Origin of the sequence: Streptomyces sp. SAI-127, assembly GCF_029894425.1 — a bacterium.
GTDB lineage: Bacteria > Actinomycetota > Actinomycetes > Streptomycetales > Streptomycetaceae > Streptomyces.
Genome location: NZ_JARXYJ010000001.1, coordinates 3,443,331 through 3,464,499, shown reverse-complemented (window position 1 = coordinate 3,464,499; position 21,169 = coordinate 3,443,331). Strand labels below are relative to the sequence as shown.

At 70.8% G+C, this 21,169-nt stretch carries 16 protein-coding genes; 13 read left to right on the top strand and 3 right to left on the bottom strand.

Features of this window, described 5'->3' with window-relative positions:
- From gatA to gatB, 3 genes are read left to right on the top strand one after another with little or no spacing between them, the layout of a single operon-like run.
- Complete coding sequence (gene gatA, locus M2157_RS15635; protein ID WP_280865534.1) at nt 1-1,494, top strand: Asp-tRNA(Asn)/Glu-tRNA(Gln) amidotransferase subunit GatA; 1,494 nt, start codon at nt 1-3, stop codon at nt 1,492-1,494.
- Entirely contained in the window at nt 1,491-1,730 is a 240-nt protein-coding gene (locus M2157_RS15630; RefSeq protein ID WP_280862438.1) for a hypothetical protein, read from the top strand. Before gatA ends, M2157_RS15630 begins: the two co-directional genes overlap by 4 nt.
- Nucleotides 1,731-1,745: 15 nt before the next feature.
- Complete coding sequence (gatB, locus tag M2157_RS15625; RefSeq protein ID WP_280865533.1) at nt 1,746-3,260, top strand: Asp-tRNA(Asn)/Glu-tRNA(Gln) amidotransferase subunit GatB; 1,515 nt, start codon at nt 1,746-1,748, stop codon at nt 3,258-3,260.
- 50 nt (nt 3,261-3,310) lie between these two features.
- On the opposite strand, the gene M2157_RS15620 is transcribed toward gatB, so the two are convergent.
- Entirely contained in the window at nt 3,311-4,126 is an 816-nt protein-coding gene (locus tag M2157_RS15620; protein ID WP_280865532.1) for a methyltransferase domain-containing protein, read from the bottom strand.
- A gap of 140 nt (nt 4,127-4,266) precedes the next feature.
- Here M2157_RS15620 and M2157_RS15615 point away from each other — a divergent pair, with 140 nt between their 5' ends.
- The 7 genes from M2157_RS15615 (at nt 4,267) to M2157_RS15585 (ending at nt 12,019) form a co-directional block, all read left to right on the top strand.
- Nucleotides 4,267-4,572, top strand: a complete 306-nt coding sequence (locus tag M2157_RS15615; protein WP_280862435.1) for a hypothetical protein — start codon at nt 4,267-4,269, stop codon at nt 4,570-4,572.
- A 191-nt stretch (nt 4,573-4,763) separates the two neighbouring features.
- Nucleotides 4,764-7,007: an MMPL family transporter gene (locus M2157_RS15610; RefSeq protein ID WP_280865531.1), complete on the top strand. Its 2,244-nt coding sequence runs from the start codon at nt 4,764-4,766 to the stop codon at nt 7,005-7,007.
- The gene (locus M2157_RS15605) at nt 6,985-7,560 is read left to right on the top strand and encodes a GNAT family protein (RefSeq protein WP_280865530.1); all 576 of its coding nucleotides are present in this window, start codon (nt 6,985-6,987) and stop codon (nt 7,558-7,560) included. The genes M2157_RS15610 and M2157_RS15605 overlap by 23 nt, the downstream gene beginning before the upstream one ends.
- 35 nt (nt 7,561-7,595) lie before the next feature.
- Nucleotides 7,596-8,198 (top strand): hypothetical protein, encoded by a 603-nt coding sequence (locus M2157_RS15600; protein ID WP_280865529.1) that lies wholly within the window; start codon nt 7,596-7,598, stop codon nt 8,196-8,198.
- A gap of 196 nt (nt 8,199-8,394) precedes the next feature.
- Complete coding sequence (locus M2157_RS15595; protein ID WP_280865528.1) at nt 8,395-8,583, top strand: hypothetical protein; 189 nt, start codon at nt 8,395-8,397, stop codon at nt 8,581-8,583.
- Between the two features lie 137 nt (nt 8,584-8,720).
- Complete coding sequence (locus M2157_RS15590; RefSeq protein WP_280868208.1) at nt 8,721-11,780, top strand: helix-turn-helix transcriptional regulator; 3,060 nt, start codon at nt 8,721-8,723, stop codon at nt 11,778-11,780.
- A gap of 35 nt (nt 11,781-11,815) precedes the next feature.
- Nucleotides 11,816-12,019, top strand: coding sequence for a DUF6191 domain-containing protein (locus M2157_RS15585; RefSeq protein WP_280865527.1), 204 nt, complete (start codon nt 11,816-11,818; stop codon nt 12,017-12,019).
- Nucleotides 12,020-12,028: 9 nt separating this feature from the next.
- Here M2157_RS15585 and M2157_RS15580 read toward each other — a convergent pair whose 3' ends face one another.
- On the bottom strand, nt 12,029-13,243 hold the full coding sequence (locus tag M2157_RS15580) for a PQQ-dependent sugar dehydrogenase (protein WP_280862430.1): 1,215 nt from the start codon (nt 13,241-13,243) through the stop codon (nt 12,029-12,031).
- Nucleotides 13,244-13,632: 389 nt separating this feature from the next.
- The gene (locus tag M2157_RS15575; protein ID WP_280862429.1) at nt 13,633-14,631 is read right to left on the bottom strand and encodes an aldo/keto reductase; all 999 of its coding nucleotides are present in this window, start codon (nt 14,629-14,631) and stop codon (nt 13,633-13,635) included.
- A gap of 75 nt (nt 14,632-14,706) precedes the next feature.
- On the opposite strand from M2157_RS15575, the gene M2157_RS15570 reads away from it, so the two are divergent.
- From M2157_RS15570 to M2157_RS15560, 3 genes are all read left to right on the top strand, one after another.
- Nucleotides 14,707-15,669, top strand: coding sequence for a 2-hydroxyacid dehydrogenase (locus tag M2157_RS15570; RefSeq protein WP_280862428.1), 963 nt, complete (start codon nt 14,707-14,709; stop codon nt 15,667-15,669).
- 404 nt (nt 15,670-16,073) lie between these two features.
- Entirely contained in the window at nt 16,074-19,088 is a 3,015-nt protein-coding gene (locus M2157_RS15565) for an EAL domain-containing protein (RefSeq protein ID WP_280862427.1), read from the top strand.
- A 219-nt stretch (nt 19,089-19,307) separates the two neighbouring features.
- The gene (locus M2157_RS15560; RefSeq protein WP_280862426.1) at nt 19,308-21,152 is read left to right on the top strand and encodes an acetolactate synthase large subunit; all 1,845 of its coding nucleotides are present in this window, start codon (nt 19,308-19,310) and stop codon (nt 21,150-21,152) included.
- Nucleotides 21,153-21,169 lie beyond the last annotated feature (17 nt).

The following is a 21,169-nucleotide window of genomic DNA, read 5'->3' as shown; positions in this document are numbered from 1 at the left end:
ATGACGGACATCATCAAGCTCACCGCCGCCGAGACCGCCGCGAGGATCGCTTCCGGTGAGCTCACGGCCGTGCAGGTCACCGAGGCCCACCTCGCCCGTATCGAGGCCGTCGACGAGAAGGTGCACGCCTTCCTGCACGTCGACCGCGAGGGCGCCCTCGCCCAGGCCCGTGCCGTCGACGAGAAGCGGGCCAAGGGCGAGAAGCTCGGCCCGCTCGCCGGCGTCCCGCTCGCGCTGAAGGACATCTTCACCACCTATGGCATCCCGACGACCGTCGGTTCGAAGATCCTCGAGGGCTGGATCCCGCCGTACGACGCCACCCTCACCAAGCGGCTGAAGGCCGCCGACGTCGTCATCCTCGGCAAGACCAACATGGACGAGTTCGCCATGGGGTCGTCGACGGAGAACAGCGCCTACGGACCCACCGGCAACCCCTGGGACCTCACCAGGATCCCCGGCGGCTCCGGCGGCGGTTCCTCCGCCGCGCTGGCCGCGCACATGGCGCCCCTCGCCATCGGCACCGACACCGGCGGTTCCATCCGCCAGCCGGCCTCCGTCACCGGCACGGTCGGTGTGAAGCCGACGTACGGCGCGGTCTCCCGCTACGGCATGGTCGCCTTCTCCTCCTCCCTCGACCAGGGCGGCCCCTGCGCCCGTACGGTCCTGGACGCGGCTCTGCTGCACGAGGTCATCGCCGGGCACGACCCGCTCGACTCCACCTCGATCGACGCCCCGGTCCCGGCGGTCGTCGAGGCCGCCCGCAACGGCAGCGTCGAGGGCATGCGCGTCGGTGTCGTGAAGCAGTTCCGCGGCGAGGGCTACCAGGCCGGCGTCATCCAGCGCTTCGACGAGTCCGTCGCCCTCCTCAAGGAGCTGGGCGCCGAGATCGTCGAACTGGACTGCCCGTCCTTCGACCTGGCCCTGTCGGCGTACTACCTGATCGCGCCCTCCGAGTGCTCCTCCAACCTCGCCCGCTTCGACGGCCTGCGCTACGGCCTGCGGACCGGCGACGACGGCACGCACTCCGCCGAGGAGGTCACCTCCCTCACCCGTGAGGCGGGCTTCGGCCCCGAGGTCAAGCGCCGGATCATGCTCGGCACGTACGCCCTGTCGAGCGGTTACTACGACGCCTACTACGGCTCGGCGCAGAAGGTGCGCACGCTCATCACGCGCGACTTCGAGAAGGCCTTCGAGCAGGTCGACGTGATCGTCTCCCCGACGACCCCGACCACCGCTTTCCCGATCGGCGAGCGCGCCGACGACCCGATGGCGATGTACCTGGCCGACCTCTGCACCATCCCGACCAACCTGGCGGGCAACGCGGCCATGTCGCTGCCGTGCGGTCTGGCGCCCGAGGACAACCTGCCCGTCGGTCTCCAGATCATCGCCCCGGCCCTGAAGGACGACCGCCTTTACAAGGTCGGCGCAGCCGTCGAGGCCGCCTTCGTGGAAAGGTGGGGGCACCCGCTCCTCGAGGAGGCACCGTCGCTGTGAGCAAGCTGACCAAGGCGAAGGACTTCAAGAAGTCCAAGTCCGGTACGTACCTGTCCATCGCCACCACGGCGTTCGGCGCCTTCGGTGTCGCCAAGCGGCTCAAGAAGGCGCGCTCGGAGAAGGACACCCTGGTCCTCGTCGACGCCACCGTCTCCGCGGTCGCCATCGTCACCGGCCTCGCCATCCTGTACCGCGAGCTGAAGCGGCTGGGCGACGACGACGTCCTGCTGGGCTGAGAGGGAAGTTTCACCGTGACCACCACGACCGACCTGGTGTCGTACGAGGACGCTCTCGCGTCGTACGACCCCGTCATGGGCCTTGAGGTCCATGTCGAACTCGGCACCAAGACCAAGATGTTCTGCGGCTGTTCGACCGAGCTCGGTCAGGACGCCAACACGCAGACCTGTCCCACCTGCCTCGGCCTGCCCGGCGCGCTCCCGGTCGTCAACGCGATCGGCATCGAGTCGGCCATCAAGATCGGTCTCGCGCTGAACTGCGAGATCGCCGAGTGGTGCCGCTTCGCCCGGAAGAACTACTTCTATCCGGACATGCCGAAGAACTTCCAGACCTCCCAGTACGACGAGCCGATCGCCTTCAACGGCTACCTCGACGTCCAGCTGGAGGACGGCGAGACCTTCCGTGTGGAGATCGAGCGCGCCCACATGGAGGAGGACACCGGCAAGTCGACCCACGTGGGCGGCGCGACGGGCCGTATCCACGGCGCCTCGCACTCGCTCCTCGACTACAACCGCGCCGGCATCCCGCTCATCGAGATCGTCACCAAGCCGATCGAGGGTGCGGGTGAGCGCGCTCCCGAGGTGGCGAAGGCGTACGTCCGTGAGCTGCGCGAGGTCATCAAGGCGCTCGGTGTGTCGGAAGCCCGCATGGAGATGGGGCAGATGCGCTGCGACGTGAACCTGTCGCTGCGCCCGAACGGCACCGAGAAGTTCGGCACGCGTTCCGAGACGAAGAACGTCAACTCGCTGCGGTCCGTGGAGCGCGCGGCCCGTTTCGAGATCCAGCGGCACGCGGCCGTCCTGAGCAGTGGCGGGACGATCATCCAGGAGACCCGGCACTTCCACGAGGACACGGGGTCCACGACCTCGGGCCGCGTGAAGGAGGAGGCCGAGGACTACCGGTACTTCCCCGAGCCGGACCTCGTTCCGGTGGCCCCCTCGCGCGAGTGGGTCGAGGAGATCCGGGCGGCGCTGCCCGAGCTGCCGCTGGTCCGCCGCAACCGGCTCGTCGCCGAGTGGGGCATCACGGCCCTCGACATGCAGGCGATCCTCAACGCCGGCGCCCTGGACCTGATCGTCGCCACGATCGACGCCGGTGCCGACGCGGCCTCCGCCCGCAAGTGGTGGATGGGTGAACTCGCCCGCAGCGCCAACGAGTCCGGCAAGGCGCTGGACGAGCTGGCCATCACGCCGGAGCAGGTCGCCCGGGTCACCGAGCTCGTCTCCAAGGGTGACCTGAACGACAAGCTGGCCCGCCAGGTCATCGAAGGCGTCCTCGCGGGCGAAGGCACCCCGGACGAGGTCGTCGACAAGCGCGGTCTGAAGGTCGTCTCCGACGAGGGCGCCCTGGGTGCCGCCGTCGACGAGGCCATCGCCGGCAACCCGGGCATCGCCGACAAGATCCGCTCCGGCAAGGTCGCCGCGGCCGGCGCCCTGGTCGGCGCGGTCATGAAGGCGACCCGCGGTCAGGCCGACGCGGCTCGCGTCAAGGAGCTGATCCTGGAGAAGCTGGGCGTCAGCGAGGGCTGAGCTCTCCCTCGCGTACGGCCCCGGAGGACATGTCCTCCGGGGCCGTAGCCTTACTTACGGCGTCCTACGAGCCGTACGAAACCCAACGACCGCCCCTGGTCGGCCCGCACCATCTCGCCGACGTCACGGGCCATCGTGCGGTGGAACTCCTCGGGGCTCTCCTCGGCGATCACATCGCACCACAGCAGCCAGTCCTTCCAGCCGTCCGGCTGCCAGTCGGCCGTCTCGACCTCGACGGCCCCGCTGCGGGTCCAGTGCCGCCTCCACCAGTCGGCCGAGTGGAAGCACCAGAAGTCGGGCTGCCACCACTGCTCGAGATGCGCGGGTGGCTCCACGCCCTCGATCTCCTCCCGTACCGCGGGAACGACGACCCCGATCCGACCACCCGGCTTCAACAACCGGGTCAGCGTGGGCAGATAGAGGTCGTTGGTGCCGAAGTACTGGTACGCGTCGATGCTCACGATCGCATCGAAGCTGCCCTCGGCGAAGGGCAGGTCGTGTGCCTCGGTGTGCACGGGCAGCACCCGGTCGGCGAAGCCGGCCTCGGCGATGCGCTTCGCGTTCTCGTCGGGCCTGACCCACAGGTCGGCCGCGGTGACCTGGACGTCGTACTCCCTGGCGAGGAAGACCGAGGTCATCGCCCGGCCGCAGCCCAGGTCGAGCACGCGGGCGCAGGGCCGCAGGGTGTCCAGGCCCAGGGCGGGCGCGAGCCACTCCAGCAGCCACAGCGCGTTCGGGCCCATCTGGTTCTCGATGACCCAGCGGACGTCGTAGCTGTTGCTGCGCGGGTAGCGGGCCTGGGTCAGCCGCCGGGTGAGGTCCTCATTCGAGGGCCCCGTGACGGACGGGGTGATGTCGTCTGGCATCGGTGAACGGGCTCCTTGAGTCCGGGGAAACGGAAAGGGATACGGAGGAGCTCGGTCGGACGCTCAAACAACGCACCTGCTTCGGTCGGGGGCCGGACGGGCCCGGAGTCTCTCAGCGGAACACGCTACGCTCGCCCGCCATGAACGGTCCTGCGAATTCCGAGCCATCCGACATACAGGAGGAGTACGACGGCCAGGTGCTGGACGCCCGGCGGGCCCGCTGGACGGCCTCCGGCACCGGCACGCTGCTGGCCCTCGCCGGTCTGGCCGCGGCGGCGCTCCGGTTGAGCGGCTCCGCTCCCGCGCTGGTCCCGGCGGCCTACGGATTCGGCGCCGGGGTGTGCGCGCTCGCCGCGGTCCTGGGTTCCCGCGGGCGCACCCGCAGGGCCTTGTGGCTGCTGATCGCCGGCGTGATGGTGATGGCGTTGGGCGACCAGTTCGACTGACGTGACAGAGTGACCGTTACTGTCCTGTGATCTGTCTCCCACTCCTGTGAATAAACGCACGATCGCGATAAACGATCACTTTCCCCTGCAAGAGTGGTCCACGCATTGCTCATGCGTTCTTTGCGGGCCGTTCACACATGAAGGACTGTTCCCGGTCAAAGATCCACAATTCACCCCCCGGGAGCACGTTCGTGGCAGCCCTTGCGCGCTGGTGTGTACGACGACGTCTGGTCGTCGTTCTCCTGTGGCTCCTCGCCCTCGGCGGGGTGAGCACGGCCGCCGCCGTCACCGGCTCCGCCTACTCGAACGACTACGAGGTCCCCGGCACCGAGTCCGGCCGCGCCACCCAGCTGCTCCAGGACGGCTTCCCGCACCTCGGAGGCGACAGCGACACGGTCGTCTGGCACCTCACGTCCGGCTCGGTCCGGGACGCCGACGTCGAACAGACGATGACCGCGACCCTGGACAAGATCGCGGACCTGCCCGGCGTGGCCGCCGTCGTCAGCCCGTACGACGACGCGGGCGCCGGCCGGGTCAGCGCCGACGGACACACCGCGTACGCCACCGTCACCTTCGCCGACTCCGCCGAGGACATCGACGCCTCCGAGGCGAAGGCCGTGGTGGACACCGCCAAGGACGCCGAGGCCGACGGGCTCCAGGTGGAGCTGGGCGGCAGCGCCGTCGCCCTCACCGAGTCCTCCGGCGGGCATGTCGCCGAGATCGTCGGGGTGCTCGTCGCCGCTGTCGTGCTGTTCCTGGCCTTCGGCTCGCTCGCCGCCTCGCTGCTGCCCATCGCCAGCGCCCTGGTCGGTGTGGGAACCGCGTACGCCGGGATCGGGCTGCTCGGGCATGCCATGACCGTCGCCGACTTCGCGCCCATGCTCGGCATGCTGATCGGGCTCGGCGTCGGCATCGACTACGCGCTCTTCATCGTCACCAGACACCGGCGCGGCCTCAAACGCGGGCTGGGCGTCGCCGAGTCCATCGAGAACGCCGTCACCACCACCGGGCGCGCGGTCGTCTTCGCGGGTGCCACGGTTTGCATCGCCCTGCTGGGGATGCTGATCCTCCGGCTCGGCTTCCTCAACGGCGTCGCGATAGCCGCCTCCCTGACCGTCGTCCTGACGGTCGCCGCCTCCGTGACCCTGCTGCCGGCCCTGCTCTCCCTCATCGGCATGCGCGCCCTGAGCCGGCGAGAGCGGCGCCGCCTCGCCGAGCACGGGCCCGAGCCGGAACTGCCGACCGGGTTCGCCCACCGCTGGTCCGCGTTCGTGGAACGGCACCCCAAGCTGCTCGGCGCCGTCGCCCTGCTGGTCATCACCGTCCTCGCCCTGCCCACCCTGGGCCTGCGCCTCGGCACCTCCGACCAGGGCAACGACCCACGGTCCGCGACCACCCGGCAGGCCTACGACCTCCTCGCGGACGGCTTCGGCCCGGGCGTCAACGGCCCGCTCACGCTGGTGACTCGTGTAGACGGAGCCGAGGACAAGCTCCTCCTCGACAACCTCGACGCCACCATCCGCACCACCGAGGGCATCGCCTCCACCACCCCGGTGACCTACGACACCGGCGGCGACCTCGCCTACTTCACGATCGTCCCCGAGTCCGCCCCGCAGTCCCAGCAGACCAGCGAGCTCGTGGACCGGCTGCGCACCGAGGTGCTGCCGCGCGCGGAGACCGGCACGTCACTCGACATCCACGTCGGCGGGATGACGGCGTCCTACGACGACTTCGCGGACGTCATCGTCGGCAAGCTGCCCCTGTTCGTCGGTGTGGTCATCGGCCTGGGCTGTCTGCTGCTCCTGCTCGCGTTCCGTTCCGTCGGCATCCCGCTCAAGGCGGCCGCGATGAACGTGGCCGCCGTCGCCGCCTCCTTCGGAGTGGTCGTGGCGATCTTCCAGTGGGGCTGGGGGAGCGAGCTGCTCGGCCTCGGCCGGGCGGGCCCGATCGAGCCCTTCCTGCCCGTGATCATGGTGTCCGTGCTCTTCGGGCTCTCCATGGACTACCAGGTCTTCCTGGTCAGCCGGATGTACGAGGAGTGGCTGGAGACCGGCGACAACCGGCGGGCCGTCCGCGTCGGCCTCGCCGAGACCAGCCGGGTGATCAACTCCGCCGCGGTCATCATGATCTCCGTCTTCCTCGCCTTCGTCCTTAGCGGCGACCGCGTGATCGCCATGTTCGGCATCGCCCTCGCCGTCGCCGTCGCCCTCGACGCCTTCGTCCTTCGCACCCTCCTCGTCCCCGCCCTCATGCACCTGCTCGGCGGCGCCAACTGGTGGCTGCCGGGCTGGCTGGACCGCCGGATGCCCCGCATCAGCATCGAACCTCCCGAGTGCCGCGCCGCGCATGAGAGGCTCACCGATGTCGTGGAGCAGGACGTCGTGGAGCAGATGAAGAGGGAGCGGGACGAGGATGTACGCGATATCCCTGGGTGACGACGGGGCCGAACTGCGGCCCCTGGAGCCGTGGCACGCGGAGGAGTTCCTGGCCAACCTGGAGCGGGGCCGGGAGTTCATCGGGCAGTTCATCCCCTTCGGCTCCCAGGCCGTCGACGTGGCCTCCGCGCGCGAGACACTCCAGCGGTACGCCCGGATGCGCGCCGACGACACCGGCGGCTACCACGGCATCTGGCTCGACGGAAAACTCGTCGGCGGAGTGCTCACCCTCAACTTCGATGCCGAACAGGGAAACTGCGAGGTCGGCTGCTGGCTGGAGCCCGCCGCGACCGGCCGCGGACTGATCACCCGGGCCATGCGGATACTGATCGACTGGGTGGTCGAGGAGCGCGGTGTCCACCGGGTCGAGTGGGTGGCCGCGTCGGGAAACACGGCCAGCATCAACGTCGCCCGGCGCCTGGGAATGACCCGCGACGGAGTCCGCCGTCAGGCCCACCCCTATCGTGGCGTACGGCACGACCTCGAGGTGTGGTCGATTCTCGCCCCCGAGTGGCGTGAAGCACGCGCGAGTGCAGCCCGGAACGATCATTAAGAACCCTCTCAGACAGGATCCGTACGGTGCCCGACATGGGAACGAAGACAGCTGACGAGACCGGCGCCGAGACGGGCGCCGAGGCCACGACCGACGAGGAGAAGGTGAGCGTCGCCAAGACCGGTGAGGTGACGGAGGCCGAGGACACCTCGGCCGAGGACACCTCGGCCGAGGACACCGCCGCCGACGAGATCGACGACGAGGACGACCTGATCGAGGCCGCCCGGGAGGAGGGCCCCACCGGGGTCGGCCAGGGTGCGGGTGCCGTCGTCTCCGCGGCGCTGGGCCTCGTCTCGCTCACCGGCAGCTGGGTCGGCACCGTGGCGTCCGCGCGGCAGTCGCTGGTCGGCCAGCTGCACGCGCAGACCGCGACGTCCTCCGACGTGGCGAAGCTCCTCGACGAGGGCTACGGCGACGCCTGGAAGGCCACCGCGTTCTGGGGCGGCGTCTTCGCACTGATCGCGCTGCTCGTCGGTGTCGGCGTGCTGGCCCGGCCGGCCTTCGGTGCTCCCGGCAAGCCGCAGGCCACCTGGATCAAGTCCGTCGCCTGGGGCGGTGTCGCGCTCGGTGTCGTCGGCCTGCTCCTGGCCGTCCTCAAGTACACCGACCTGCTGCTGGACCTGCCTTCCGCGAGCTGAACAAGCGCAGCTCACGAGGGGTCTTAGGGAAGCCGTAGGTACCTTACGGAGGCCCTGAGGCCCCTCTCGCGCGTCTAAGGCCCCCGCGGTCCCCGAAGATGCGGAACTCTCCCGATGTGGCGGACCCCCCTCGGAGACGAAGGTAGAGGCATCGCAGAAAGCGAAGCCCGAAACCGACTCCGACAAGGACGACACCATGTACTCCGCATACGAGATCTCCCAGTACCGTTCCGCCGAACTGCGCCGCCAGGCCGAGCACGAGCGGCTCGTCCGCGAGACCCTTCGCAGCCGCCGCGCCGCCCGCCGCGAAGCCGCCGAGCGCACATCGGAGAGCGATTCGCATACCGGCCGCCCTCGGAGGCACCGGTTCCTGCGCACGGCGTGAGCGCCGGCAGGGAGGACGGCCGTACGGCTCTGTCCGTCCCCGCGGTCACCACCGCGGCCGTCCTCCCGGCAACCAGGGGCACTTGGGGAACCGGGCCCGCCCCGAAAACGGGTGCCGCGCTGTCGGACCCGCGTGTAATGCTCGGGCCTGTGGAGACCAGGTCCGTCAGTCCCGTGTTCGTCGGCCGCACCGAAGAACTGAACAGCCTGAACGAAGCGCTCGCCCGCGCCGCCGCGGGCGAGCCTCAGGCGTTGCTGCTCGGCGGCGAGGCCGGCGTCGGCAAGACCCGGCTCGTCGAGGAGTTCGCCACCGCCGCCTGCCGTCAGGGCGCGGTCGTCGCCCTCGGCGGCTGCGTCGAGATCGGCGCCGACGGCCTGCCCTTCGCCCCCTTCTCCACCGCCCTGCGCGCTCTGCGCCGCGCCCTGCCCGACGAACTGGCCGCCGCGGCCGCGGGCCAGGAGGAAGAACTGGCCAGGCTGCTGCCCGAGGTCGGCGAGGCCCTCCCCGCCCGGGGCGCCGGCCGGCACGACGAGGAGAGCCTGGCCCGCCTCTTCGAACTGACCGCCCGACTCCTGGAACGTGTCGCCGCCGAGCGCACCGTCGTCGTCGCCCTGGAGGACCTCCACTGGGCCGACGCCTCCACCCGCCACCTCCTGGCCTACCTCTTCCGCACCCTGCGCACCGGCCGCCTGGTCGTCCTCGCCACCTACCGCGCCGACGACATCCACCGCCGCCACCCGCTGCGCCCCCTGCTCGCCGAACTCGACCGGCTGCGCACGGTCCGCCGGATCGAACTCGGCCGCTTCAACCGGGACGAGGTCAGCCGTCAGATAGCCGGCATCCTCGCCACCGAACCGAATCCCGGCCAGGTCGACGACATCTTCGATCGCTCCGACGGCAACGCCTTCTTCGTCGAGGAACTCGCCGTCTGCGCCACCGAGGGCTGCGGCACCGGCCTCACCGACTCCCTGCGCGATCTGCTCCTGGTCCGCGTCGAGGGGCTGCCCGAGAGCGGCCAGCGGGTCGCCCGGGTCGTCGCCGAGGGCGGCTCCACCGTGGAGTACCGGCTGCTCGCCGCCGTGACCCGGCTCGCGGAGGACGACCTCATCGAGGCGCTGCGGGTCGCGGTGAACGCCAACATCCTCCTTCCGGCACCCGACGGCGACGGCTACCGCTTCCGGCACTCCCTGGTCCGCGAGGCCGTCGCCGACGACCTGCTGCCCGGCGAACGCTCCCGCCTCAACCGCCGCTACGCCGAAGCCCTGGAGGCCGATCCCGCGCTCGTCCCCGCCGACTCGCGGGTCATGCGTCTGGCCAGTTACTGGTACCACGCCCACGACCCGGCCAAGGCCCTGCCCGCCGTCCTGGACGCCTCCGTCACCGCCCGCCGCCGGCACGCCTACTCCGAACAACTCCGGCTCCTGGAACGCGCGATGGAGCTGTGGGACACCGCCCCCGAGGACGTCACGGCCGCCCTGCGCCCCGTCGACTACACCGAGGTCTACCCTCCCTGCGGCTGTGACCCGGCCACCACCGCGCTGCGCTACCTCGACCTGATGGCCGAGGCCGCCGTCGCCGGCCGCCTGGGCGGCGAACGCGAACGCGCCCTGAAGATCACCAAGCGGGCGCTGCACCTCCTGGAGGACGACGGGGACCCCCTGCGCGCGGCCTGGTTCTGGGTCCAGCGCTCTCATCTCGTCCAGGGACTGGCCCGCGGCGACGGCTGGGCGGAACTGGCGACCGCCAAGGATCTCGTCTGCGGTCTGCCGCCCTCCGAGGTGCATGCCGATGTCCTGGCGAACGTCGCCCACTGGTCCATGGTTCACGTTCCCGGCCCCGAGGCCCTCACGGCCGCCGAAAGTGCCGTGGAGTACGCGCGCATGGTCGGCGCCCGCGAGATCGAGATGAACGCCCGGCTCACCCACGCGGGTCTTATCGTCGAGTCCGGTGGCGTCGAGACCGGGCTCGCCGAGATGTTCGAGATCCTGCGGCAGACCGTCGAGGACGGCATCTCCGCCGTCGCCAGCCGTGTCTACGTGAATCTGCCGAACGCCCTCGAAGCCATCGGGCGCTCCCGGGAAGCCGTGCCGATCCTGGAGGAGGGGCTCGGCTACGCCCGGAAGTTCGGCCTGTCCGACAAGGAGGCCTGGATCTGGGGCAACCTCGCCGAGTCCCTCTACTCGCTGGGCCGCTGGGACCGGGCCGCGGAATCCGCCACCAGGGCCGAACTCGTCGGCCGGAGCGCCCAGCCCCGCGGCTTCCACGCCGGCAACCGCGCGGCACTCGCCCTCGCCCGCGGCGACCTGCCCGAGGCGGCACGCCAACTCACTGCCGCGCGCGGTTACTTCGGTACCCATGACAGAGCCCCTCAGCACGAACTCCCCCTCACCGAACTGTCCATCGGCATCGCCGCCGCCGAGGGCCGCCTCCTGGACGCCCGCGCCGAACTCGAACGCGTCCTGGACGCCGGCTTCCCGCCCGGCACCCAGCGCTATGCCTGGCCCCTGCTGCTCACCGCCGCCACCATGGAGGCCGACGCCCTCGGCCTGCCCGTCGCCGAGCAGGGCCGCGCGAAGATCCTCCACCGCATCAGGGAGGCCGCCAGGCCCCTTGCCACCAACGCACCCGTCTGGCTGGCCCACGAACGCTGGGTCCGCGCCGAACTGCTGCGCACCGAGAGCGCCGACACCCCGGATCACTGGTACGAGGCCGTCACCGCCCTCGAACCCTTGGAACGCCCCTACGACCTCGCCCGCGTCCGCCACCGGCTCGCCCAGGCCCTGCTGTCGGCACCCGACGGCGCCGAGCAGCCCGACCGCGACCGGCCCACCGAACTCCTGCGCCTCGCCCACGCCGCCGCCGAGCACCTCGGCGCCCGGCCCCTCGCCGACGCCGTCACGCTCCTCGCCCAGCGCGCCCGCCTCAACCTGACCCCTGCCCCGGCCCCCGGCCGGGAGGACCCGGTCCGCTCCCTCGGCCTCACCGGCCGTGAACGTGACGTCCTGCGCCTGGTCGCCCTCGGCCGCACCAACCGCCTGATCGCCGAGGAACTCTTCATCTCCCCGAAGACGGCCAGCGTCCATGTCTCCAACATCCTGGCCAAGCTCGGCGTCTCCGGACGGGGAGAGGCGGCGGCGGTGGCGCACCGGCTGGGGCTGTTCCCGGCGGAGGCTCTCCACGTGCCGATCACAGAGTGAGGCGTACGGTGTAGGAGACCGGCAGGGGAGACTGCATGTTCAACATGTTCGAGGAACTGTTCGCACCCGGCCGCAAGCAAACCCGAGACGAGCAGAACCGGCTGGAGCTGACCCGCGAGGACGTCGGCGACGGCGACCCCGGACGCGGACCGATAGATCTCACGTCCGGGAAGGTCGTCGTCCGCCGGTCCAAGCCGGACGACGACACCGAGAAGCCCTCGCAGAGCGCGCCGGAATGACGGCTCCGACTAGCTGACCTGTATCTCCAGGATCTTGTCGTCCCCCTCCTTGGGGCTGCCGCGGCCGTCGGTGTTGCTGGTGACGAGCCACAGCTTGTCGCCGCCCGCGGAGACCACCGTGCGCAGCCGGCCGTACTCCCCCTTCAGGAAGGACTGCGGGTCGGCGGAGGCCGCCGTGCCCTTCAGCGGGATGCGCCACAGTCGCTGGCCCTTCAGCCCGGCCATCCAGACGGAGCCGTCGGCTACGGCGATACCGCTGGGGGAGGCGTCGTCGGTCTGCCACTGCGCTATCGGGTTGTGGAAGGTCTTGTCGTCGGACTTGCCCTCGGCGGTCGGCCAGCCGTAGTTGTCGCCCGGCTTGATCGCGTTCAGTTCGTCCCAGGTGTCCTGGCCGAACTCCGAGGCGAACAAGCGCTGTTTGGAGTCCCAGGCGAGGCCCTGCACATTGCGGTGGCCGTAGGAGTACACGGGGGAGTCCGGGAACGGATTGCCCGGGGCGGGGTCGCCCTCAGGGGTCAGGCGCAGGATCTTGCCGCCCAGGGACTTGCGGTCCTGGGAAAGGCCGGTGTTGCCGCTCTCACCCGTGCCCGCGTACAGCATGCCGTCCGGGCCGAACGCGATCCGGCCGCCGTTGTGGATGAAGCCCTTGGGGATGCCCTTGAAGACGGTGTCGGGTGCGCCCAGTTGCTCACCGGACGCCTTCTGCTCGTCGTAGACCATCCGCACGACGCGGTTGTCCGAGTCGGAGGTGAAGTAGGCGTAGACCATGTGGTCCGAGGCGTAGTCCGGGGACAGCGCGATGCCCAGGAGGCCGCCTTCGCCGGCCGCGGAGACCCCGGAGACCTGCCCCAGCTCCGTCTTCTTGCCGGACTGTCCGTCGACCCGGGTGATCGTGCCCTCGTCCCGTGAGGAGACGAGCAGGTCGCCGTCGGGGAGCGGGGCGAGGCCCCAGGGGGTCTTGAGGTCCTCGGCGACCGTGCGCACCACCTTCACCGAGCCCTTCGCCGGCGGGGTCGCCTCCGCGGCCTGCTGGGTGGGGGAGGACCCCGAGGCCGGACCGCTCGACGATGCGCTGTCACCGCCGCCGTCCGGCGAGCCGCCCCCTCCTCCACCGTCGGAGGAGCAGCCGGCCGTCAGCAGGAGCGTGGTCGCGGCCAGCACGGCCGTCACAGCTCGACGATGCACGATCATGGTCCCTTCGAAGCGGCGGGTTCTACCTGTCATACACCGCTCGCGCCTCCCAGGTTCCCGATCTCCCGGACCCGATGCGCACACCCGCTCCCGCCGGTCCGGCGGCTCGGGTGCCGGCGGCGGGTCGGCCGGCCTTGCGGCGGCCGGGCGGCCGGTGGGTCTGCTGAGTCGTGCGGCCGCAGGCTTGTCGGTCCGCGGCGCGGGTGTCGCTGAGGGTCTGCTGGTTCCGCGGGTCCCTGCGCAGTCGGTGGGCTTACCGGGTCCATGTGTCGTGCGCCGCTGGGGGTCTGGTCGGTGGGCCGCCGGGCGCTATCGGGGGTGCCGGGCCACGGGTGGAGCGCCGTCGGTCGGCGCGCTGGGCCACGGGCCTGGCGCCGCTGGAGAGTCTGCCGGCCCGAGGCTCGGGCGCCGCCGGCAGGCCCCTAGTCCCACGACCCCTGTGCCGGAGGCAGTTCCGCCACCTCGGTGAGGTCCTGGCCGGTCAGGCGGAGGTCGGCCGCCGCCGCGTTCTCCGTCACCCAGCGCTCCTGCTTGGTCCCGGGTACCGGGACCACGTGAGTGCCCTGGGCCAGTACCCACGCCAGCGCCACCTGTGCCGGGGTGACACCCTCCCCGTGCCGGGCCGCGATGCGGCGCAGGCCGGAGACGATCGGCTGGTTCGCGGCCGTCATCTCGGCGGTGAAGCGGGGGTGGCGGGCACGGACGTCGTCCGGTTCGAAGCCCTCGCCTGGGATCAGGGTGCCGGTCAGGAAGCCGTTGCCGAGGGGCATCGCCGCCAGGAAGCCGATGCCGCGCGTCGCGCACCACGGCAGCAGCGTCCCCAGTGCCTCCGGCGACCACACCGACAGCTCCGCCTCCACCGCGCTCACCGGGAAGACCTGCTGGACCCGCTGCAACTGCCGGATCGTCGCGTCGTACAACCGCCTGCCGGAGCGGCGACCGCCTCGCGCTCCCATCGCGCAGAGCCCCAACGACCGTACCTTTCCGGCCTGTACGAGCTCCGCCATCGCGCCCCAGGTCTCCTCGACCGGGACCTCGGGATCCTCGCGGTGCAGCTGGTAGAGGTCGATCACATCGGTCTGGAGCCGCCGCAGGGAGGCGTCACAGGCCCGTTTCACATAGCCGGGGCGGCCGTTGGCCACGATGTGCTGCTCGCCCACCAGCAGACCGACCTTGGTCGACACGAAGGCGTCCTCGCGACGCTCCTTCAACACCCGGCCGAGCAGTAGCTCGTTGGTGAACGGGCCGTACATGTCGGCCGTGTCCAGCAGCGTCGAGCCCAGATCGAGCGCCCGGTGTACGGCCCTGACCGACTCGTCGCCCCGCTGCCGCGACCCGCTGTAGGCCCAGCTCATCGGCATGCACCCGAGTCCGACGGCTCCCACCGCGAGCGCCGCCGCGCCGATCTTCCTGCGCTCCACCTGCTCGTGACCCTCCCTCTTCCGGCCCCCAACCTAACCTCTGGGCCCCCAGCCGCCTGACATAGCCTCCTGAGCATGAGTGCTGACGTGTGGCTTCCCATCCCGCCCGACGACATCGAGGGGCTTCCCGAGGGCCCCGACTACCACTTCTGGAACGGCGAGGTGGACTTCCCGGCGGACCCGGCCGACTGCGTGTACTACGTCGTCCCGTACATGAAGCCGCTGGATGTCGTTCTGCGGCCGATGCCCCACCTGAGCTCCGTCGAGGTCGTACAGACGCTGTCGGCCGGCGTCGACAACGTGACACCGGGCCTGAGGCATCTGCGTCCCGGCGTGCGGTTGTGCAACGCGCGCGGTGTGCACGAGGCGAGCACCGCCGAGCTCACGCTCACCCTGGTCCTCGCCTCACTGCGTGGGATCCCCGACTTCGTGCGGGCCCAGGACAAGGGGGAGTGGCGCGGCGGGTTCCGGCCCTCGCTCGCCGACAAGAACGTCCTCATCGTCGGCTACGGCTCGATCGGGTCCGCCATCGAGGACCGGCTCGTACCGTTCGAGGTCGCGCGGGTGGCGCGCGTCGCGCGCTCCGCGCGCACCACGGAGCGCGGCCCGGTGCACCCGCTCGCCGAACTGCCCGCCCTGCTCCCCGAGGCGGACGTCGTCATCCTGTCCACGCCCCTCGACGAGACCACGCGGCACCTGGCCGACGCCGACTTCCTGGCCCGTATGAAGGACGGCGCGCTCCTCGTGAACGTCGCCCGCGGCCCGGTCGTCGACACCAAGGCGCTGCTCGCCGAACTGGAGACCGGCCGCATCACCGCCGCCCTCGACGTCACCGACCCCGAGCCGCTGCCCCGGGGACACCCCCTGTGGCAGGCGCCGGGCGTACTGGTCAGTCCGCATGTCGGAGGACCCACCTCCGCGTTCCTGCCGCGCGCCAAGCGCCTGTTGGTGGACCAGCTGAACCGCTATGTGAACCAGGAGCCCTTGCGCAACGTGATCCTTACGACGGGTTCCGAGAACGCTCGGACCACGGAGTAACAGGCGGGCAATCCGTTTCCGGTACCCTCCGCAATCTTCCGGACGCGGGCGGTGCCCGCATCGCCGCTGGTCGTCACGGAGCGTAGAGGAACTATGTCCCTGAGTGACGAGACTGGTGTATCGTCCCGACAGGGGCAGCGCCGCGCACCGCTCGGCGCCGGGGATGGACATTGCAGACTGTGAGGGGGGCGACGGGCGATGCACGGCCTATGGACCAACGATCCGACGCGGCGGGGCCGCCGGCTCCGACCCTGGCACACAGCCGCGCGCAGACGCGGCCACCACGCCGGTCACGGCGGTCACCACAGCCCTCATCACCGCAGGCACAGCAGTCGCAGGAGGCATGCGCAGCCGGCGCACCCGGACCCCCGGGACCCCGGAGCGGCGCGGACCGGGAGGACCCGGTGAGCGCGCCCCCCTCTCCCACGACCACCCTCGACGGAGCGCTGCGGGCCCGGCCCGCGAGGGGGGTGCTGCTGCCCTCCCGGCCGCCTGTCCTCCGTGGCGGGTCGAGCCTGGTGCACCAACTCCTCCTCGCCCTGGTGTGCGCGGGATACGCCGTCGGTTCCGCGCTCGGCTGGGGCTCGCGCGAAGTCGCCCTGATCATGGGCGACTTCGGGCTGAGCGCCGCGGCGGGCGCCGCCGCCGTGTCGTGCTTCCTCCACGCCCGCGACCGTCGGGTGCGCTTCCGGCAGGCCTGGCTGCTCTTCGCGCTCTCCTCAACCATGGCGTCGCTCGGCAACCTGATCTGGGGGTGGTACGAGGTCGTCCTGGGCCGGGAGGTACCCAACCCCAGCTACGCCGACCTGTTCTTCCTGTGCTTCGCGCCGCCCGCCATCGTGGGTCTGCTGGTCCTGGCCAAGCGTCCGGTGACGAAGGCGGGCTGGGTCTGTCTCGGCCTGGACTCCTGGCTGATCGGCGGCTCGCTCCTCACGCTCTCATGGAGCCTCGCTCTCGCCCAGGCCGCCAAGTCGGAGGGGCCCAGCGTCGCGCACACCGCGCTGTCCCTGGCGTATCCGCTGCTGGACATCGCCCTCGTCAGCATGGTCCTCGCGTTGCACTTCCGGCGCTCGGCGGTCAACCGCACCGCGGTGAACACCGCGATCGGCGCGCTCGCGCTGACCGTGATGTGCGACGCCCTGTTCACCTCGCCACTGCTCCACAACAACTACCGCTCCGGCCAGTTGCTGGACGCCGGCTGGTTCGCCGGCTCCCTGCTCCTCGCCTACGCCCCCTGGGCCGCGCCCCGGCACCCGGACGGCGACCGGCGACCGGCCGTGCGCACGCGCGTGGTGCACGAACACCTTCCCAGGCCGCGGTTCGGGATCCAGCGCCGCCCGTCCGCGCAGGGAGCGCCGGGAGCGCCGGGCGCTCAGGGCGGTGACCACAGCCGGTATCCGGCCACCCGGCCCATCACCGGGTCGCTGGCCGCCCTCACCCCGTACCTCGCCGCCGCCGTCTGCACGCTGGGGATCCTCTACAACGTCCTCAACGGCCGCAGCGTGGACCGCGTGGTGCTCCTCACCGGCGGCACCGTCGTGCTCGCCCTCGTGGTGCGCCAGGGCATCATGCTGCTCGACAACATCACGCTCACCCAGGAACTCGCGCAGAAGGAGAACCACTTCCGCTCCCTGGTGCAGGGCTCGAGCGACGTCATCATGATCGCCGCACCGAACGGCATCCTCCGGTACGTCTCCCCGGCCGCCGCGGGGGTCTACGGCCGCTCCGCCGAGGAGCTCGTCGGCACGGAACTGGCCGGTCTCATCCACCCGGAGGATCTGGGCTGCGTGGTGCACGAGGTGCGCCGTTTCCTCGCCGCCAGCCCACTCGAAGAGCCCACCACCCGCATCGAGTGCCGCTTCCGGTCCGGCGACGGCGGCTGGCTCAATGTCGAGTCCACCGTCAACCGTCACCACGGTGGCCTCATCTTCAACAGCCGGGACGTGACCGAAAGAGTGCGCCTGCAGGCGCAGCTCCAGCACAACGCAGAGCACGACCCGCTGACCGACCTGCCCAACCGCGCCCTGTTCACCCGGCGCGTCCAGCAGGCCCTGTCCGGCCGCCGTTCCTCCGACCGCGGCACGGCCGTCCTCTTCATCGACCTGGACGGCTTCAAGGCCGTCAACGACACGATCGGGCACCAGGCCGGGGACGAGCTGCTCGTCCAGGCCGCCCGCAGACTCCAGGACTCCGTCCGTTACGGGGACACCGCCTCCCGGCTCGGCGGGGACGAGTTCGCCGCGCTGATCGTCGGGGACGGCACCCGCGACCGCACCGCCCGCGAGGGTCACATCCTGGAGCTCGCCGACCGCCTCAGGGTCACGCTCTCGCAGCCGTACCTCATCGACGGCAACGATGTCCGGGTCGCCGCCTCCATCGGCGTCGCCTTCGCCGAACCCGGCCTCGGGGCCGGCGAGCTCCTGCGCAACGCGGACCTCGCGATGTACCGCGCCAAGGCGGGCGGCAAGGGCCGCGTCGAGCTCTACGCGCCCCAGATGCAGCAGGACGTCGTACGGAAGGCGGAGCTGGCCACGCGCCTGCGTGCCGCGCTGCACGACGGCGAGTTCGCCCTGCTGCACCAGCCCGTCGTCTGTCTGGAGGACGGCCGGATCACCTCGGTCTCCGCCCAGGCTCGCTGGCGCTCCTCCCAGGGAGTGCTGTTCACGCCCGCCGAGTTCCTGCGGGTGGCCGAGGACAGCGACAAGACGCAGGAGCTGGGCCGCTGGATCCTGGAGGAGGCCGTCGAACAGGCCGCCGAGCGGGCCGCGACCGGGCTCACCGTGCCCGTGGCGGTCCGGATGAGCGCCCAGCGGCTGCTGGACCGCTCGCTGCCCCTGGGCTCGGTGGAGGGGCTGCTGACCCGGCACGGGCTGCCGTCGGGCTCCCTGGTCATCGAGCTCTCCGACGCCGATCCCCGGGTCTCCCTGGACGAGCTGGAGCGCCGGCTCACCGCGATCCGTCGCGTCGGTGTCCGGATCGCCCTGGACGGCTTCGGCAGCGGCTACGCGGCGATCACCGCGCTGCGCAGACTCCCCGTGGACGTGCTGAAGCTCGACCGCAGCCTGGTCGAGGGCGTCGTGGAGTCCGCCAGACTGCACAAGATCACCAGCGGGTTGCTGAGGATCGCCGGAGACCTCGGACTCCAGTCCGTGGCCGACGGCGTGGACCTCCCGGAACAGGTCGTCGCCCTGCGGGCGATGGGCTGCACCCACGGGCAGGGCATGGCCTTCTCCGGACCGCTGGACGAGTACCGGCTGCGCAGGGCGCTGGCCTCGGGCCACTATCCGGTGCCGCACGGCCCCGCCGAACCCGCGTTCGCGGGGGGCGGCGCGGAGGTGTACACCAGTGGGGTGACCGCGGTTCTCGGAGGCGGCACGGCCCTCCGCTCACATAATGAGACTCCCGTCCCACCCACTTGACACCACATGCGTGCCGGGGGGAGGGTCAGTGCCATGCGCACCCGAATTCTCGTACTTGGAAAGCGCGTCGGCTGACGCTGAGCCCTCGATCGCTCAGCGACCCCACCCGGCGCGCTCCCCTCGCTTGCCTTATGGCACGAGGGGTTTTTTGTTGCACCAGCACCAGTCGAACACCGCACAAACTTCGCAAAAACCCTCAGCATCGAGAAGAGAATGACGATGACCGAGCAGGCCACCGGGGCCCATCCGCAGCCGCGGCCCCGATCCGGAGGACAGCAGTCCGCCCCCGAGCACGTCACGGGCGCGCAGTCCCTCATCCGCTCTCTCGAGGAGGTCGGCGCCGAGACGGTATTCGGCATTCCCGGCGGTGCCATCCTTCCGGCGTACGACCCGCTGATGGACTCCACCCGGGTGCGGCACGTCCTGGTCCGTCACGAGCAGGGCGCGGGCCACGCGGCCACCGGTTACGCGCAGGCCACCGGCAAGGTCGGTGTCTGCATGGCGACCTCGGGTCCCGGTGCCACCAACCTCGTCACCCCGATCGCGGACGCCCACATGGACTCGGTGCCGCTCGTGGCGATCACCGGGCAGGTGGCCTCCAAGGCGATCGGCACGGACGCCTTCCAGGAGGCGGACATCGTCGGCATCACGATGCCGATCACCAAGCACAACTTCCTCGTCACCAAGGCCGAGGACATCCCGCGGGTCATCGCGCAGGCCTTCCACATCGCCTCCACCGGCCGCCCCGGCCCGGTCCTGGTCGACATCGCCAAGGACGCCCTCCAGGCGAAGACGACGTTCTCCTGGCCGCCCGTCATGGACCTGCCCGGCTACCGCCCGGTGACCAAGCCGCACGCCAAGCAGATCCGCGAAGGCGCCAAGCTGATCACCCAGGCCAAGCGGCCCGTCCTCTACGTCGGCGGCGGTGTCATCAAGGCCGGCGCCACCGCCGAGCTGAAGGTCCTCGCAGAACTCACCGGAGCCCCCGTCACCACCACCCTGATGGGGCTCGGCGCATTCCCCGACAGCCACCCGCTGCACGTGGGGATGCCGGGCATGCACGGTTCGGTCACCGCCGTCACCGCGCTGCAGAAGGCCGACCTGATCGTCGCCCTCGGTACCCGTTTCGACGACCGCGTCACCGGCAAGCTGGACAGCTTCGCCCCGCACGCCAAGATCGTCCACGCCGACATCGACCCGGCCGAGATCGGCAAGAACCGCGCCGCCGACGTGCCGATCGTCGGGGACGCCCGCGAGGTCATCGCCGACCTGGTCCAGGCCGTCCAGAAGGAACACAGCGAGGGCCACAAGGGCGACTACAGCGCCTGGTGGAAGGACCTGTCCCGCTGGCGCGAGACCTACCCGCTCGGCTACGACCTGCCCGCCGACGGCTCGCTCTCCCCGCAGCAGGTCATCGAGAGGGTCGGGCAGCTCGCCCCCGAGGGCACGATCTTCGCTGCGGGCGTCGGCCAGCACCAGATGTGGTCCGCGCACTTCATCCAGTACGAGAAGCCCGCCACCTGGCTGAACTCCGGCGGCGCCGGAACCATGGGCTACGCGGTCCCGGCCGCGATGGGCGCCAAGGCCGGAATGCCGGGCAACACGGTCTGGGCGATCGACGGCGACGGCTGCTTCCAGATGACCAACCAGGAACTGACCACCTGCGCCCTGAACAACATCCCCATCAAGGTCGCCATCATCAACAACGGCGCCCTCGGGATGGTCCGCCAGTGGCAGACCCTCTTCTACAACCAGCGCTACTCCAACACCGTGCTGCACAGCGGTCCGGAGGACGTCAACCCGAACGCCAAGGGCACGCGCGTGCCGGACTTCGTGAAGCTGTCCGAGGCCATGGGCTGCGTGGGCCTGCGCTGTGAGCGCCCGGAGGACCTGGACAAGGTCATCGAAGAGGCGAACTCCATCAACGACCGCCCCGTCGTCGTCGACTTCATCGTCCATGAGGACGCGATGGTCTGGCCGATGGTCGCCGCCGGCACCTCGAACGACACCATCCTGGCCGCCCGGGACGTCCGCCCCGACTTCGGCGACAACGAAGACGACTGAGCGAGAGAGACGTAAAA